We start from the raw sequence: 15,809 nt of genomic DNA, 5'->3' as shown, positions 1-15,809 counted from the left end.
TGCGCAGCATTCAAAGGCGGTGCCGTACCTGTGGGAGCTGGCTTGCCGGCGATGAGGCCAGTAAAGACAACGCGAATCGCTGTCAGCGGTCCAGATCGTCCACCGCTTCCTGCAATTCTTTACGCGACTCGGCCAGCTTGTCTTTACGCTTGTTGATCTTCTCGGCGTCGCCTTTCTTCTCGGCCTTCTTCAAGTCTTTTTCCCGCTGCGCCACTTCATGGCGGGCGTCGAGCACCTTCTGCTCACGTTCCTTGCGCAGGCTGGCGTCGGTGCAGTTGTCCACCCCGCGCAGGGCTTCTTCCAACCCGGCAACCTGGTCGCTGTTGCCATGGTCACGGGCAATTTTCAGCTGGTTTTCGATGGCACTGCGCTTGGCGGCGCAGCCGGTCAGGCCGGCATCCGGCTGGGCAGCCTGTGCGGTGCCTGCGGCCAGGCCAAGTGTCGCAAGCAGCAAAAGGGTCGAAATACGTTTCATGAAAAGCCTCCTGGACGGGGCGGGGCAGCAAAAGTTGGTGGAAATCCTGCCTTGGTTTTGCCCATTTAGAAACCCTTGTCGGTCTTTTCTGGTGTGATCTCAGGGTTTCCCTACAAGTAAATTGGTAAAAAATCATTGCTCGATGGGTTCGCTGCCGTTCTGGAACCCGTTGATCCCTGCCAGGGCCAGCTCTGCGACAAGGGCTTTGACCTCATCGGCAGCAAAAAACGCCGCCAGTTGCTGCCCACGCTTTTCGCCAATCCCGGCCAAGGCTTGCCATTCACGGCTGCTGCGCTTTTCCAGCCCTGGCCAGTCGCCTGCCAGCTGCAGGCTCGACGGTAGGGGTGTGCCCAGCCCGCGCAGCCATTGGGCAAAAGGCCGTGAGCGGGCCGCATCGAAGCTGCTCGCCAACTGCGCAGATGTCGCATCACTGAAGCCTGCCACCTGGCCCAGGCGCTCGGCATCCAGGTACAACCAGTCGGCCATCGATGTCACTAGCCCGGCGTCCACCAGCCGGCGCCAGGTGCCAGGCCCGGTGCGTGGCAAGGCCAGCCCGTGCTTGCCGCTGAGCCACGTCAGGCGGGCAATGAACTGCTCCTCGCAGCCCTCGCTGGCCTGCCAGCAACTGTGGGCGTGGTAACGGTCGGGCGCCGGCGCGCTGACCGCCTGGCGTTCGACTGCGCGATGCACCACCTGCTCCAGGCGCGGAATGGTCAACCCGGCCAGGCTGATGGCCACCTGGTCACCGGGGCGGATGTCGAGGCTGTGCCAGCGCGCCAGCGAGCCCAGGCTCACCTGGGTAATGCGTCGGTCGTCCAGGGTGACTGGCAGCAATTGCAAAACTGGCGTGACCTTGCCGGTGCGACCGACCCGGAAGCGTACGTCACGCACTTCGGCCAAGGCCTGCGCGTAGGGGTACTTCCAGGCCGCGATCCAGTAAGGCGCCTTGGCCTGCCAGCGCGCTGCGGGCGGCCGACTGCCCTGGCGCAGCACCACACCATCGGTTGCGAACGGCAGGGCAGAGCGGTACCAGTGGTCGCGCCAATAGGCTGCTTCGTCCGTAGTGCCGATGGCGATGCTGTAGCGCAGGCTTTCCGGAAAGCCCAGTTGCGCCAGTTGCTTGAGGCGCTCAGCCTGCTGGCTGGGGCCGTGCGGCCAGTCCCAGACGAACAGGCCGATGCCGGCGCCTTGTTCAGTTGTCAGCTGTTTGCGTGCGAGCAGCCCGGCCACGGTGCCGCGGGCGTTGGCGCTGCCTGCCCGGGCTTGCACATGCTGGTCCAGGCGCAGATACAGCTCACCCTGCAATTGCAGGTCGATTGCCTGAGGCAACTGCCGGGTGAGGGTGCCCAGCTGGGGAATGTGCCGGCTCCAGTCGTGCCCCTGCACGCCGTCTCCGCGACTGACCAACTGCACCAGCTGGCCTTGCCGATAGGTGAGCGAGACGGCAACACCGTCGATCTTGGGCTGCACCCATACACCTGTTTTGCCGACCAGCCAACGTGCGACGGCCTGGCGGTCGGCCAGCTTGTCGATGCCGGTGTGCGGTACCGCGTGAGGGATTGGGCCTCGCGCGCTGGCCAGGGGGGATGAAGCGGTGGCCAGGCCAAAGCATTGCTGCAAATGCTCCAGGCGTTGGCGGCTCTGGTCGTAAAGCGCGTCGGCCACCAGCGCAACGCCTTGTCGGTGGTAGTGATCGTCCCAGCGGGCGAGTGTGGCCCGCAGTTGCGCTACTTCGGCGTCGACGTGTTGTGCAGACCAGTCGGGGCACTGCTCGGCCCGGGCCAGTGGGGCTTGCAGCAACAGCAGCAGGGTAAGCAACAGAGGGTAACGCATGGCCAGCATCCTTGCGTGGCGTGTAGGAGCCCCCAGCCTAGGCGGGTTCACTGGTGCTTGCCGCAGCGCGATTGTCAGCCGATATGTCACAAAAAAGCCCCTGCCGATCGCTCGGCAGGGGCTTTCGCCAGGCACTGTAGGAAACTTACAGGCCGGCAGCGTCACGCAGCGACTGGGCGCGGTCGGTGCGCTCCCAGGTGAAGGTGGTGAAGGTGTCGTCGCCGACAGTCTTCTGCTGCGGGGTGCGACCGAAGTGGCCGTAGGCAGCGGTTTCCTGGTACATCGGGTGCAGCAGGTCGAGCATGGTGGTGATGGCGTACGGACGCAGGTCGAAGCACTCGCGCACCAGCTGGATGATCTTGTCGTCGGAAACCTTGCCGGTGCCGAAGGTGTTGATCGAGATGGAGGTCGGCTGGGCCACGCCAATGGCGTACGACACCTGGATCTCGCAACGCTCGGCCAGGCCGGCGGCAACGATGTTCTTGGCAACGTAGCGGCCAGCGTAGGCAGCGGAACGGTCGACCTTGGACGGGTCCTTGCCGGAGAATGCGCCACCACCGTGGCGGGCCATGCCGCCGTAGGAGTCGACGATGATCTTGCGGCCGGTCAGGCCGCAGTCACCCACCGGGCCACCGATGATGAAGTTGCCGGTCGGGTTGATGTGGTACTGGGTGCCCTTGTGCAGCAGCTCGGCAGGCAGGGTGTGCTTGACGATCAGCTCCATCACGGCTTCTTGCAGGTCTTTCTGCGAAACCTCAGGGTTGTGCTGGGTCGACAGCACCACGGCGTCGATACCGACGACCTTGCCGTTTTCGTAGCGGCAGGTGACCTGCGACTTGGCGTCCGGGCGCAGCCATGGCAGCAGGCCGGATTTGCGTGCTTCGGCCTGGCGCTCGACCAGACGGTGCGAGAAGCAGATCGGTGCCGGCATCAGCACTTCGGTTTCATTGCTGGCGTAGCCGAACATCAGGCCTTGGTCACCGGCGCCCTGGTCTTCAGGCTTGGAGCGGTCCACGCCCTGGGCGATGTCCACCGACTGCTTGCCGATGATGTTCATCACGGCGCAGGTGGCACCGTCGAAGCCGACGTCGGAGCTGTTGTAGCCGATGTCGATGATGACTTTACGCACCAGGTCTTCCAGGTCGACCCAGGCCGAAGTGGTGACTTCGCCGGCGATGATGGCGACACCGGTCTTGACCAGGGTTTCGCAGGCTACGCGGGCGTATTTGTCCTGGGCGATGATGGCATCGAGGACTGCGTCCGAAATCTGGTCGGCGATCTTGTCCGGATGCCCTTCGGACACGGACTCAGAGGTGAAAAGGGAGTATTCGCTCATCTCGAAGGTTCCTGAAATTTACCGATGGTGTATGTCGCCAGCCGTCCGCTGGAAATGGCGGACCTGGATCTGGAAACCGTTACGCAAGCCTACGTACAGGCTGTCCCCGTGGGCCAGCCCGGCAGCGTTGGCCCAGCGGGCCAAGTCGTCCTGTTCGAAGCCAAGCCACAGGTCGCCGCAGGCTTCGCGCGCCCACCCCTGGTCATGGCTGCACAGTTCGGTGACCAGCAGGCTGCCGCCTGCCTTTACCCGTTTGGCCAACTGGCGCAAGGCCAGGGCCGGGTCGCTGAAATGGTGCAGCACCATGTTCAGCACAACGCAGTCGGCGACCACATCCGTTGCACCCAGTGCATCGGCCAACTGCAGGTTGACGTTGTGAAGCCCTTCGCGCTGGCACACCTGGCGCGCCAGCTCCAGCATGGTCGGGCTGTTGTCCAGCGCGGTGACCTGGGCAAAGCGCCGGGCCAGGTCTGGCAGGAAGCCGCCGTCGCCGGGGCCAACCTCCAAGGCGCTGGCGGCCGGGTCGAAATTGAGCTTGTCGAGCAGTGTCAGCAGGCTTTCGCGGTATTGCGGCAGGCCGGCGATCAGGTCTTGCTGGGCGCGGAACTTCTCTTCCACACGCAGGAAGAAGTCCTGGCTGGTGGCCGCGCGGCGTTGTTGCACCTGGGCGATCCGCGCTTGCACGTCAGGCGGCAGGGCCATGTCATCCACTTCTTCAAGCAACGCCGCGTGCAGCCGGCCACCGAGGCGCAGGCCGTCGGGCAGGGCGCGGCGGTAGAAGATGGCGTTGCCTTCGCGACGGGTTGCCACCAGCTCGGCCTGGGCCAGCACCTTCAGGTGGTGGCTCATGCCCGACTGGCCGATGTCGAAGATCTGCGCCAGTTCCAGCACACCGAACGAGTCGTTGGCCAGGGCGCGCAATACGTTCAGGCGCAGCGCGTCGCCACTGGCCTTGCACAGGGCGGCCAATGCTTCGCGTTGCTCGGGGATCGATTGCGCACGGAGGTTCATGGGGCGGCAGTCTAGACAGGCATCAATGCCCTAGCAAGGCCAATATCAAAAAGTTTTGATATTGAGTGATGGGCGGGGCGGTTATCCCGGTTTTGCCCCGAATTGAAGGCCAATCACAGGAAAATCCCCCGACTGCGACCATACGTCATTGCCCCAAGCCCCCCCAGTGGGCGAAAATGGCCGCCTTTTTTCGTGACACCACCTATTCAAGCCCCCCAGGAGATCAGCGATGCCCAGCCGTCGTGAACGTGCCAACGCCATTCGTGCCCTCAGCATGGATGCCGTGCAAAAGGCCAACAGCGGCCACCCAGGTGCCCCTATGGGCATGGCGGATATCGCCGAAGTGCTTTGGCGCGACTATCTGAAGCACAACCCGAGCAACCCGAGCTTCGCCGATCGTGACCGCTTCGTGCTGTCCAACGGCCACGGCTCGATGCTGATCTACTCGCTGCTGCACCTGACCGGCTACGACGTCACCATCGATGACATCAAAGGCTTCCGCCAGCTGCACAGCCGCACCCCGGGCCACCCGGAATACGGCTACACCCCAGGCGTCGAGACCACCACCGGCCCACTGGGCCAGGGTATCGCCAACGCCGTGGGCTTCGCCCTGGCCGAAAAAGTACTGGCTGCCCAGTTCAACCGTGAAGGCCACACCATCGTCGACCACAACACCTACGTGTTCCTGGGCGATGGCTGCATGATGGAAGGTATTTCCCACGAAGTCGCCTCGCTGGCCGGCACCCTGGGCCTGAACAAGCTGATCGCCTTCTACGACGACAACGGCATCTCCATCGACGGTGAAGTGCACGGCTGGTTCACCGACAACACCCCGGCGCGCTTCGAAGCGTACAACTGGCAGGTGATTCGCAACGTCGACGGCCACGATGCCGAAGAAATCAAGATGGCCATCGAGACGGCGCGCAAGAGCGACCGCCCGACCCTGATCTGCTGCAAGACCATCATCGGTTTCGGTTCGCCGAACAAGCAGGGCAAGGAAGATTGCCACGGTGCTCCGCTGGGCAACGACGAAATCGCCCTGGCCCGCAAGGAACTGAACTGGAACCACGGCCCGTTCGAAATCCCGGCCGACATCTATGCCGAGTGGGATGCCAAGGCCGCCGGTGCCAAGGCCGAAGCCGACTGGAACCAGCGTTTCGACGCCTACGCCAAGGCCTTCCCGGAACTGGCTGCCGAATTCAAGCGCCGTGACAGCGGCGAGCTGCCGGCTGACTTCAGCGAGAAGGCCCAGGCCTACATCAACGAAGTGGCCGCCAAGGGCGAAACCATTGCCAGCCGCAAGGCCAGCCAGAACGCCCTGAACGCCTTTGGCCCACTGCTGCCCGAGTTCCTGGGTGGTTCGGCTGACCTGGCAGGCTCCAACCTGACCCTGTGGAAGGGCTGCAAAGGCGTCGAAGCCAATGACGCCAGCGGCAACTACGTGTTCTACGGCGTGCGCGAGTTCGGCATGACCGCCATCATGAACGGCGTTGCCCTGCACGGTGGCCTGGTGCCTTACGGCGCGACCTTCCTGATGTTCATGGAATACGCCCGCAACGCCGTGCGCATGTCGGCACTGATGAAGCAGCGTGTGATCCACGTCTACACCCACGACTCCATCGGCCTGGGTGAAGACGGCCCGACTCACCAGCCAATCGAGCAACTGACCAGCCTGCGCAGCACGCCGAACCTGGACACCTGGCGCCCGGCCGATGCGGTGGAATCCGCCGTGTCCTGGAAAAACGCCCTGGAGCGCAAGGACGGCCCTTCGGCGCTGATCTTCTCGCGCCAGAACCTGCAGCACCAGGCACGCGACGCCCAGCAGATCGCTGACATCAGCCGTGGTGGCTACGTGCTCAAGGACTGCGCTGGCGAGCCGGAGCTGATCCTGATCGCCACCGGTTCCGAAGTGGGCCTGGCCGTTCAGGCGTTCGACAAGCTGACCGAGCAAGGCCGCAAGGTGCGCGTGGTTTCCATGCCGTGCACCAGCGTGTTCGATGCCCAGGACGCTGCCTACAAGCAGTCGGTGCTGCCGCTGGAAGTGGGTGCGCGTATCGCCATCGAAGCGGCCCACGCCGACTTCTGGTACAAGTACGTCGGCCTGGAAGGCCGTATCATTGGCATGACCACCTACGGTGAGTCGGCGCCGGCTTCGGCACTGTTCGAAGAATTCGGCTTCACCCTGGAAAACATCCTGGGTACTGCCGAAGAGCTGCTGGAAGACTGATGTAACAGTGGAGGGCAGTGACGCCCTCCAGGTCGTGCAAGGGGAGGGCTTCGCCCTCCATCGCGACGCAAGGCCGCTCCTACAGGTACCGCGTAGCCCGATGACGGCGCGGTACCTGTAGGAGCGGCCTTGTGTCGCGATGGGCCGCAACGCGGCCCCAAAAGCCATCATGCGTTAGCGAGCCAACGAATGCCCCACCTGCGTCCCTACAAAGTTGCACTCAACGGTTATGGCCGTATCGGCCGCTGTGTCCTGCGCGCGCTGTTCGAGCGGGGGGCGAAGGCCGGTTTCGAGATCGTCGCGCTGAACGACCTGGCCGATCAGGCCAGCCTGGAATACCTGACTCGCTTCGACTCCACCCATGGGCGTTTCCCCGGTGAGGTGAAGGTCGATGGCGATTGTCTGCATATCAATGGCGACTGCGTGAAAGTCATGCGCAGTGCTACCCCTGAAGGCATCGACTGGGCAGCGCTCGGCATCGACCTGGTGCTGGAATGCTCCGGCGCCTACAACACCCGCGCCGATGGCCAGCGTTTCCTCGACGCCGGTGCGCCCCGGGTACTGTTCTCGCAGCCCATGGCCAGCGAAGCCGACGTTGACGCCACGGTGGTCTACGGCATCAACCAGGCCTGCCTGACCGGCAGCGAACGCCTGGTGTCCAACGCCTCGTGTACCACCAACTGCGGTGTGCCGCTGTTGCGTGTGCTGGACCAGGCGTTTGGCATCGAATACGTGCAGATCACCACCATTCACTCGGCGATGAACGACCAGCCGGTGATCGACGCCTACCACCACGAAGACCTGCGCCGCACGCGTTCGGCCTTCCAGTCGGTGATCCCGGTGTCCACTGGTCTGGCGCGTGGCATCGAGCGCCTGCTGCCGGAACTTGCCGGGCGAATCCAGGCCAAAGCGGTACGCGTGCCCACCGTCAACGTCTCGTGCCTGGACATCACCCTGCAGACCGCCCGCGACACCAGCGCGGCCGAGGTCAACCGGGTATTGCGCGAGGCGGCACTGGAAGGCCCGCTCAAAGGTTTGCTGGCCTACACCGAGCTGCCGCACGCCAGCTGTGATTTCAACCATGACCCGCATTCGGCGATTGTCGATGCCAGCCAGACCCGTGTTTCCGGCCCCCGCCTGGTGAACCTGCTGGCCTGGTTCGACAACGAATGGGGTTTTGCCAACCGAATGCTCGACGTTGCCGAACACTTTCTGCACGTCGTTCACCCAACCCGCAACAAACAGCCCTGAAGGACTGCATTCATGACCGTGTTGAAGATGACCGACCTCGACCTGCAAGGTAAGCGCGTACTGATCCGCGAAGACCTCAACGTGCCTGTGAAGGACGGTGTGGTAGCCAGCGATGCGCGTATCCTGGCAGCGCTGCCGACCATCAAGCTGGCCCTGGAGAAAGGCGCAGCGGTAATGGTCTGCTCGCACCTGGGCCGCCCGACCGAAGGCGAATTCTCTGCCGAGAACAGCCTCAAGCCGGTTGCCGACTACCTGAGCAAGGCCCTGGGCCGCGACGTGCCGCTGGTTGCCGACTACCTGGACGGTGTCGAGGTCAAGGCCGGTGACCTGGTGCTGTTCGAGAACGTGCGCTTCAACAAGGGCGAGAAAAAGAACGCTGACGAACTGGCGCAGAAATACGCCGCCCTGTGCGACGTGTTCGTCATGGACGCATTCGGCACCGCTCACCGCGCCGAAGGTTCGACCCATGGTGTGGCCAAGTTCGCCAAGGTCGCTGCTGCCGGCCCACTGCTGGCTGCCGAGCTGGACGCTCTGGGCAAAGCCCTGAAGGCGCCTGCCAAGCCGATGGCGGCCATCGTTGCCGGTTCCAAGGTGTCCACCAAGCTGGACGTGCTGAACAGCCTGAGCGCCGTGTGCGACCAGCTGATCGTCGGTGGCGGCATCGCCAACACCTTCCTGGCTGCTGCTGGCCACCCGGTGGGCAAGTCGCTGTACGAGCCTGACCTGGTCGACACCGCCAAGGCCATCGCCGCCAAGGTCAGCGTGCCACTGCCAGTAGACGTGGTGGTTGCCAAGGAATTCGCCGAAACGGCCGAAGCTACCGTCAAGGCCATTGCCGACGTGGCAGCCGATGACATGATCCTGGACATCGGCCCGCAAACCGCGGCCAACTTCGCCGAGCTGCTGAAGTCGTCGAAGACCATCCTGTGGAACGGCCCGGTCGGCGTGTTCGAGTTCGACCAGTTCGGCAACGGCACCCAGGTACTGGCCAAGGCCATCGCCGACAGCGCTGCATTCTCCATCGCCGGTGGCGGTGACACCCTGGCAGCCATCGACAAATATGGCGTCAGCGAGCAAATCTCCTACATTTCTACCGGTGGTGGTGCCTTCCTCGAGTTCGTCGAGGGCAAGGTCCTGCCCGCCGTGGCAATCCTGGAAGAGCGGGCCAAGGCCTGATGACGTCGGCGCTTGGCAAAGGGAGTGGCCTGATGGTCAAGCAATTGCCTGTGATGATGCTGGCCGGCCTGCTGAGCGCCTGCTCTGGCAGCCCGGCTTCTGATGCCGATCCGGCGCATTCGCCCAAGGGCGGCTGCTATCAGTCCGAATGGCAGGCCGAAACCGTGCCGGTCATCAGCAAGCGCGTGGGCCCGGAAGGCCTGGAAAAGTACGACGAAGACCACCAGCGCAAGGCGCCGGGTTGCCCTTGATCGGGTGATAGGCAACCTGAAGACTGATTTGTGGTCTTGAAGAAGGGGCCGCTGTGCGGCCCTTCGCGGGCTCGCCCGCTCCCACAGGTACAGCGTCACTTTCAAGGATATGCGGTCTCTGTGGGAGCGGGCGAGCCCGCGAAGGGCTGCAAAGCAGCCCCAAATCGAGGAAACTGAATGAAAGCGCTTTTGGCCGTGACGGCCCTGGCGACACTGGCAGGATGCTCACTGCTGCAGCCGGCGCAACCCGCCCCGGCAGACAACTGGACCCGTTGGGTCTGTGACACCCAGGCCGAAGTGCTGTGGCGCTTCGCCGATGCACAACGTGACCAGGTCGATGTGCGCCTTGGTGGCGGCGACCAGGTCTACCGGCTCAAGTCCGAGCCGGGTGCCTCGGGTGCGCTGTACAGCGATGGCATGCTGGCCTTCCACACCAAGGGCGAAGAAGGCCTGGTGTACTGGGTGGCAACCAACGATCTGATTGGGCGGGGCTGCAAGGCACCGTGACTGGCCGGGCCGCGACGGTGGCCCACACTACTTGAACAGCAACCGCCCCTGCGGCAGGCTTGCACGAAACAAACGACGCTTGTCGGGAGAGAGATACACAATGGCACTCATTAGCATGCGCCAGATGCTGGACCACGCCGCCGAGTTCGGTTACGGCGTACCAGCTTTCAACGTCAACAACCTCGAGCAGATGCGCGCCATCATGGAAGCGGCCGACAAGACCGACTCCCCGGTGATCGTCCAGGCTTCGGCCGGTGCCCGCAAATACGCTGGCGCCCCGTTCCTGCGCCACCTGATCCTGGCGGCCATCGAAGAATTCCCGCACATCCCGGTGTGCATGCACCAGGACCACGGCACCAGCCCTGACGTCTGCCAGCGCTCGATCCAGCTGGGCTTCAGCTCGGTGATGATGGACGGCTCGCTGGGTGAAGACGGCAAGACCCCGACCGATTACGAGTACAACGTCCGCGTTACCCAGCAGACCGTTGCCATGGCACACGCCTGTGGCGTTTCGGTAGAAGGCGAGCTGGGCTGCCTGGGTTCGCTGGAAACCGGCATGGCCGGTGAAGAAGACGGCATCGGCGCCGAAGGCGTGCTGGACCACAGCCAGATGCTGACCGACCCGGAAGAGGCTGCCGACTTCGTCAAGAAGACCCAGGTCGACGCCTTGGCGATTGCCATCGGTACCAGCCACGGTGCCTACAAGTTCACCAAGCCACCTACCGGTGACGTGCTGGCCATCGACCGCATCAAGGAAATCCACAAGCGCATCCCCAACACCCACCTGGTGATGCACGGTTCTTCCTCGGTACCGCAAGAGTGGCTGGCGATCATCAACCAGTACGGCGGCGACATCAAGGAAACCTACGGTGTACCGGTTGAAGAGATTGTCGAAGGCATCAAGTACGGCGTACGTAAGGTCAACATCGACACCGACCTGCGTCTGGCCTCTACCGGTGCCATGCGCCGCCTGATGGCGACCAACCCGAGCGAGTTCGACCCACGCAAGTTCTTCGGTGAAACCGTCAAGGCCATGCGCGACGTGTGCATCGCCCGTTACGAAGCCTTCGGCACCGCCGGCAATGCCTCCAAGATCAAGCCGATCTCCCTGGAAGGCATGTACCAGCGCTACCTGAAAGGTGAGCTGGCCGCCAAGGTCAACTGATCGACCGGCAGCATGAAAAACCCGCAGCGATGCGGGTTTTTTTATGGGCGACAGAACCTGCACATAATCCCGGCAGACTGACCGTTAGTCGGCTACCGTACAGTTGAGCCACTGATAGCGTTCTGATTGCATTGCGCGTTACGGCCTCGGGTCTAGAGTATTAATGGATCCAACCGTATTTTGAAGTCGGTCACATAACAGAGAAGCAGCATGGATGGCGCTCAAGCTCAACCACAGCCACTGGATGGCAGCTCGGTTCTTCTGGTGGTAGACGACTACCCCGAGAACCTCATCAGCATGCGGGCCTTGCTGGCCCGGCAGGATTGGCAAGTGTTGACGGCAAGCTCAGGGATGGAAGCCTTGAGCGCGTTGCTCGAACACGATGTCGACCTGGTCCTGCTGGATGTGCAAATGCCGGAAATGGACGGTTTCGAAGTCGCCCGGCTAATGCGTGGCAGCCAACGCACCCGGCTGACCCCGATTATCTTCCTCACCGCCAACGAACAATCCGAAGCCGCCGTGCTCAAAGGCTACGCCAGCGGCGCTGTCGATTACATGTTCAAGCCGTTCGACCCGCAAATCCTCAAGCCCAAGGTTCAGGCCTTGCTCGAACAGCAGCGCAACCGGCGCATGCTGCAACGTCTGAGCCGAGAGCTGGAGGCCGCGCGGGCATTCAACGCATCGATCCTGGAGAATGCTGCTGAGGGCATCCTGGTGGTAGATGCCCAAGGTGTCATCAGTTTTGCCAACCCGGCCATTTCGCGCTTGCTGGCGGCACCGGTGCAGCAATTGCAGGGCGCTCACCTGCTTGACCTGGTGCAACTGGCCAATGCCAGCCTGTGGGGTGAGTCCGACTTCTACCAGGCCTACCTGGGGCGGCGCATTTTCCGCGTACACGATGCCCAGTTGCGCACTTTGGGGGGCGAGCTGGTGCCGGTGGCGCTGTCCTGTGCACCGCTGCCGGCCGATCAGCAGGCCATGGTGGTGACGGTGCTGGACATGTCGGTGGTGCGCAACCTGCACCAGCAGCTGGAGTACCAGGCTGTTACCGACCCGCTCACCGGGTTGCTCAATCGGCGGGGTTTCTACCAGGCCGCCGAAGGTGCGCTGCTGCGTAACGAGCGCTCGGACAAGGCGCAGGCGCTGATGTACATGGACCTGGATGGCTTCAAGCGCATCAACGACTCGCTGGGCCACGAAACCGGTGACCGCGTGCTGCGCTGGGTAGGCGAGCAACTCAAGGACTGCCTGGGTAGCGAGGCGTTGCTGGCGCGGATGGGCGGTGATGAATTTACCGCGCTGTTTGATAGCCTGCCTTACCCCGAGCAGGCAGGGCGATATGCCGAGAAATTGCTTGAGCGTATTTCGATCAGTCACCAGATCGAAGGGCTCGATGTGAGCCTTGGGGTCAGCATCGGCATCGCCACTTACCCGGACTGCGGCGCCAATGTGGAAGGCCTGTTGCGTGCAGCCGATGCGGCGATGTACGCCGCGAAGCAGGCCGGGCGCCAGCAGTACCGCTTCTATGACCAGGAACTCAACGGCCGGGCACGTTCGCGCCTGATGCTTGAAGACAGCGTGCGCACCGCCATCGAGCAGCAGGACTTCACCTTGGTCTATCAGCCGCAGGTGTCGTTCATCGATGGCCGTCTGCGTGGTTTCGAAGCATTGTTGCGCTGGCAGCACCCCAGCGTCGGCGACGTGCCGCCGGGGCTGTTCATTCCGTTGCTGGAGGAAGCGCGGCTGATCAACCGCCTGGCCAGCTGGATTTATCGGCAGGGGGCCGCTCAGCGCCAGGCCTGGTATGAACGCTTCCCCGCAGACCTGGTACTCGGCATCAGTTTGAGCCGTGCGCAGTTCGTCATGCCCAGCCTGGTTGAAGAGTTGCAGCGGGTCATCCAGCTTTACCAACTGGACCCGGCGCAGCTGGAGGTGGAAGTGGCGGAAACGTCGTTGATGTACAACATCGATGCGGCCGTGAAGCAGATACACCGCCTCCGCGAGTTGGGGGTGAGGGTGGCGCTGGATGACTTTGGTGCGGGTGACTGTTCATTGCGCATGCTGCGCGACCTGCCAATCGACACCCTCAAGCTTGACCGCCACCTGGTGGCACGCCTGCCCGACTCGGCGGTGGATGCGGCCTTGGTCCGCAGTGTGATTGGCCTGTGTGCCGACTACCGCATCACGGTGATTGCCGAAGGGGTGGAGACCCCGGCTCAGGCGGCCTGGCTCAAAGCCAATGGCTGTGAATATGTGCAGGGCTTCCTGGTGGCTTACCCAATGATCGCAGCGGACGCCAGCGGCTTTCCGGCAATTTTCTCGTGGCCTGGGCCATGATTGGCTAGAATCGGCATTCGTTACGCCGAATGCAGCGCCATGACCGTATTACGTTACTTGCAAGCCTACCCCCCGCACCTGCAAGCGCAGGTGCGGCAGATGATCGACAGCGGCCGCCTGGGCGAGTACCTGCAGCGACGCTACCCCGACCGCCATGACGTGCAAAGCGACAAGGCGCTGTACGGCTATGCCCAGGACCTGCGCCAGCAGTACCTGCGCACCGCGCCGGGCCTGGACAAGGTATTGTTCGACAACCGCCTCGACCTGACCCATCGGGCCTTGGGCCTGAATACGGCGGTGTCGCGGGTGCAGGGCGGCAAGCTCAAGGCGAAAAAGGAAATCCGCATTGCCTCGTTGTTCAAGGAGGCCGCGCCACAGTTCTTGCGCATGATCGTGGTGCACGAACTGGCGCACCTGCGCGAGCGCGATCACAACAAGGCGTTCTACCAGCTCTGCCAGCACATGGAGCCGGACTACCACCAACTGGAATTCGACCTGCGCGTCTACCTGACTTATCGGGAGCTGCCGGGCAACGTTTAAGGACCACGCAGCATGGAAGTGAGCAAGACCAAGAGCAGCTTCTACCGCCGTTTGTACGTGGCCTGGCTGATCGACAGCCAGACCGCGACCAGCGTACCCGCGTTGATGGAGGCCACCGGGATGCCACGGCGCACGGCCCAGGACACCATCGCCGCCCTGGCCGACCTGGACATCGTCTGCGAGTTCGAGCAGCAGGAAGGCGCACGCAACCATGCCGGGCATTACCGCATTCATGACTGGGGCGCGATCGACAAGCAGTGGATCATCCAGCACCTGCGGCAGATCCGCGAAGTTTTGGGCTACCCGTGAAGTTCCGGGGCCTCAGACTGGCCCCGGCAATCTCAACCTTTGCGCATCCCGATATGCGGAATGTCGTCCTCAAGGTATTCCTCTCCCACCACAGCAAACCCGTGGCGGGCATAGAACCCTTGCAAATGTGCCTGTGCCGACAGGTAAACCGGTACGCCTGGCCAGCAATGCTCAGCCGCCTCCAGCCCCTTGAGCAGCAACGGATGCCCCAGCTTCAGCCCGCGCGCTGACGGCGAAGTCACCACTCGCCCGATCACCACATCCCCGCCCTGTGACTGCGGATCGAGCAGGCGCAGGTAGGCGACCAGCTTGTCATCCTGCCAGGCCATCAGGTGCAGGGTATCGCCCGTCAGGTCCTGGCCGTCCACTTCCTGGTAGGCGCAGCGCTGCTCTACCACGAACACTTCCGTGCGCAATTGCAGAATGGCGTAGAGCTGGTCCTTGCCGAGGTCGGTGTGGTGCTTGCAGAGCCAGTCGATGGACATAGGCGCGAACTCCTTGAGTGAGCCGTCGATCATCGCATGGCCTGTGCCCTTCGGCCAAAATAGAGGCTAAATGACACTATTGGCCGCTGCCCTCGGCGACGGCTTTGTGTAATCTCATCGGCAGTGTGTGCCCCCCATTGCGAAAGGACGTGAGCATGCGGCCACTGCTTTGTGTTCTGGGATTACTGGCAATGATGCTGGCAGCCCCCGTCGCGGCTCACGACAAGCTGCGCCTAGTGGCCGACAGCTGGCCGCCGTTCACTGATACCAGCATGCCGGGCGGGGGCTTGGCTACCAGCATTGTCACCACGGCGCTGGCCCGCGCGGGCTATGCCACTACGTTCGAAGAAGCGCCTTGGGCCCGGGCGTTGCTGGGGGTGAGTGAAGGGCGTTACGACGTGCTGATCAATGCCTGGCAGAACGACTCGCGTGCCCGTATCGGGCAGTTCTCCAGCGCTTACCTGACTAACCGTATTCGCCTGCTGCAACGCACGGGCGAGCCATTCCGCTATCAGCACCAGTCGGACTTGTACCCCTACAGTATTGCTGTGGTGCGTGATTACGCCTACTCACCTGAATTCGACGGCGATACCCGGTTGAACAAGGTGCCGGTGCGCAACTTTTCGTCGGCGGTGCGCATGCTGGCGGCCGGGCGGGTGAACCTGGCGGTGGAGGACGAGTATGTGGCGCGTTACAACTTGCAGCGTGAGCCGCAGGACGTGCGCGATGGGGTGATGCTGGTGGAGCCGCCGTTGGGGGAGAACACCCTGCATATTCTGGTTAGCCTGAAGCACCCGGGGCATGCGCGGATTGTCGAGGGGTTCGAGCAGGCGATTGCGGCGATGAAGGCGGATGGCAGTTACGCGCGGTTGCTGCGCCAGCATGGTTTCTGAAGGTTGCGCCTGC

The 15,809-nt window shown here is 63.1% G+C and carries 15 protein-coding genes; 10 read left to right on the top strand and 5 right to left on the bottom strand.

Annotation, left to right across the window (positions count from 1 at the left end):
• Positions 1–82: 82 nt before the first annotated feature.
• The 4 genes from N436_RS09400 to N436_RS09385 form a co-directional block, all read right to left on the bottom strand.
• Positions 83–475, bottom strand: a complete 393-nt coding sequence (locus tag N436_RS09400) for a DUF1090 domain-containing protein (protein WP_016712391.1) — start codon at positions 473–475, stop codon at positions 83–85.
• 132 nt (positions 476–607) lie between these two features.
• Complete coding sequence (ligB, locus tag N436_RS09395; RefSeq protein WP_110740858.1) at positions 608–2,308, bottom strand: NAD-dependent DNA ligase LigB; 1,701 nt, start codon at positions 2,306–2,308, stop codon at positions 608–610.
• Positions 2,309–2,453: 145 nt separating this feature from the next.
• Entirely contained in the window at positions 2,454–3,644 is a 1,191-nt protein-coding gene (gene metK, locus N436_RS09390; RefSeq protein WP_003249375.1) for a methionine adenosyltransferase, read from the bottom strand.
• Between the two features lie 18 nt (positions 3,645–3,662).
• The gene (locus N436_RS09385) at positions 3,663–4,655 is read right to left on the bottom strand and encodes a metalloregulator ArsR/SmtB family transcription factor (protein WP_110740857.1); all 993 of its coding nucleotides are present in this window, start codon (positions 4,653–4,655) and stop codon (positions 3,663–3,665) included.
• Positions 4,656–4,884: 229 nt separating this feature from the next.
• Between N436_RS09385 and tkt the strand changes: the two genes are divergently transcribed.
• The 9 genes from tkt (at position 4,885) to N436_RS09340 (ending at position 14,418) form a co-directional block, all read left to right on the top strand.
• Complete coding sequence (gene tkt, locus N436_RS09380) at positions 4,885–6,882, top strand: transketolase (RefSeq protein WP_105946359.1); 1,998 nt, start codon at positions 4,885–4,887, stop codon at positions 6,880–6,882.
• A gap of 189 nt (positions 6,883–7,071) precedes the next feature.
• Positions 7,072–8,133, top strand: a complete 1,062-nt coding sequence (epd, locus tag N436_RS09375; RefSeq protein ID WP_012274524.1) for an erythrose-4-phosphate dehydrogenase — start codon at positions 7,072–7,074, stop codon at positions 8,131–8,133.
• 12 nt (positions 8,134–8,145) lie between these two features.
• Entirely contained in the window at positions 8,146–9,309 is a 1,164-nt protein-coding gene (locus N436_RS09370; RefSeq protein ID WP_105946358.1) for a phosphoglycerate kinase, read from the top strand.
• Positions 9,309–9,560 carry a hypothetical protein gene (locus N436_RS09365; RefSeq protein WP_019097664.1) on the top strand — a complete coding sequence of 84 codons (252 nt, stop codon included), beginning with the start codon at positions 9,309–9,311 and terminating at the stop codon, positions 9,558–9,560. Before N436_RS09370 ends, N436_RS09365 begins: the two co-directional genes overlap by 1 nt.
• A gap of 177 nt (positions 9,561–9,737) precedes the next feature.
• Positions 9,738–10,067, top strand: a complete 330-nt coding sequence (locus N436_RS09360; protein WP_012274521.1) for an MliC family protein — start codon at positions 9,738–9,740, stop codon at positions 10,065–10,067.
• Between the two features lie 100 nt (positions 10,068–10,167).
• The gene (gene fba, locus N436_RS09355; protein ID WP_012274520.1) at positions 10,168–11,232 is read left to right on the top strand and encodes a class II fructose-bisphosphate aldolase; all 1,065 of its coding nucleotides are present in this window, start codon (positions 10,168–10,170) and stop codon (positions 11,230–11,232) included.
• A 210-nt stretch (positions 11,233–11,442) separates the two neighbouring features.
• Positions 11,443–13,569 carry a bifunctional diguanylate cyclase/phosphodiesterase gene (locus N436_RS09350; protein ID WP_110740856.1) on the top strand — a complete coding sequence of 709 codons (2,127 nt, stop codon included), beginning with the start codon at positions 11,443–11,445 and terminating at the stop codon, positions 13,567–13,569.
• Positions 13,570–13,608: 39 nt separating this feature from the next.
• The gene (locus N436_RS09345) at positions 13,609–14,109 is read left to right on the top strand and encodes a M48 family metallopeptidase (RefSeq protein ID WP_060500996.1); all 501 of its coding nucleotides are present in this window, start codon (positions 13,609–13,611) and stop codon (positions 14,107–14,109) included.
• A 12-nt stretch (positions 14,110–14,121) separates the two neighbouring features.
• Positions 14,122–14,418, top strand: a complete 297-nt coding sequence (locus N436_RS09340; protein WP_016395304.1) for a helix-turn-helix domain-containing protein — start codon at positions 14,122–14,124, stop codon at positions 14,416–14,418.
• A 32-nt stretch (positions 14,419–14,450) separates the two neighbouring features.
• Here N436_RS09340 and N436_RS09335 read toward each other — a convergent pair whose 3' ends face one another.
• Positions 14,451–14,903, bottom strand: coding sequence for a GNAT family N-acetyltransferase (locus tag N436_RS09335; RefSeq protein ID WP_105946356.1), 453 nt, complete (start codon positions 14,901–14,903; stop codon positions 14,451–14,453).
• 155 nt (positions 14,904–15,058) lie between these two features.
• Here N436_RS09335 and N436_RS09330 point away from each other — a divergent pair, with 155 nt between their 5' ends.
• Entirely contained in the window at positions 15,059–15,796 is a 738-nt protein-coding gene (locus tag N436_RS09330; RefSeq protein WP_110740855.1) for an ABC transporter substrate-binding protein, read from the top strand.
• Positions 15,797–15,809 lie beyond the last annotated feature (13 nt).

Origin of the sequence: Pseudomonas sp. RV120224-01b, from assembly GCF_003208145.1 — a bacterium.
Taxonomy (GTDB): Bacteria; Pseudomonadota; Gammaproteobacteria; order Pseudomonadales; family Pseudomonadaceae; genus Aquipseudomonas; species Aquipseudomonas monteilii.
This window is presented reverse-complemented; position numbering and strand designations above follow the sequence as displayed.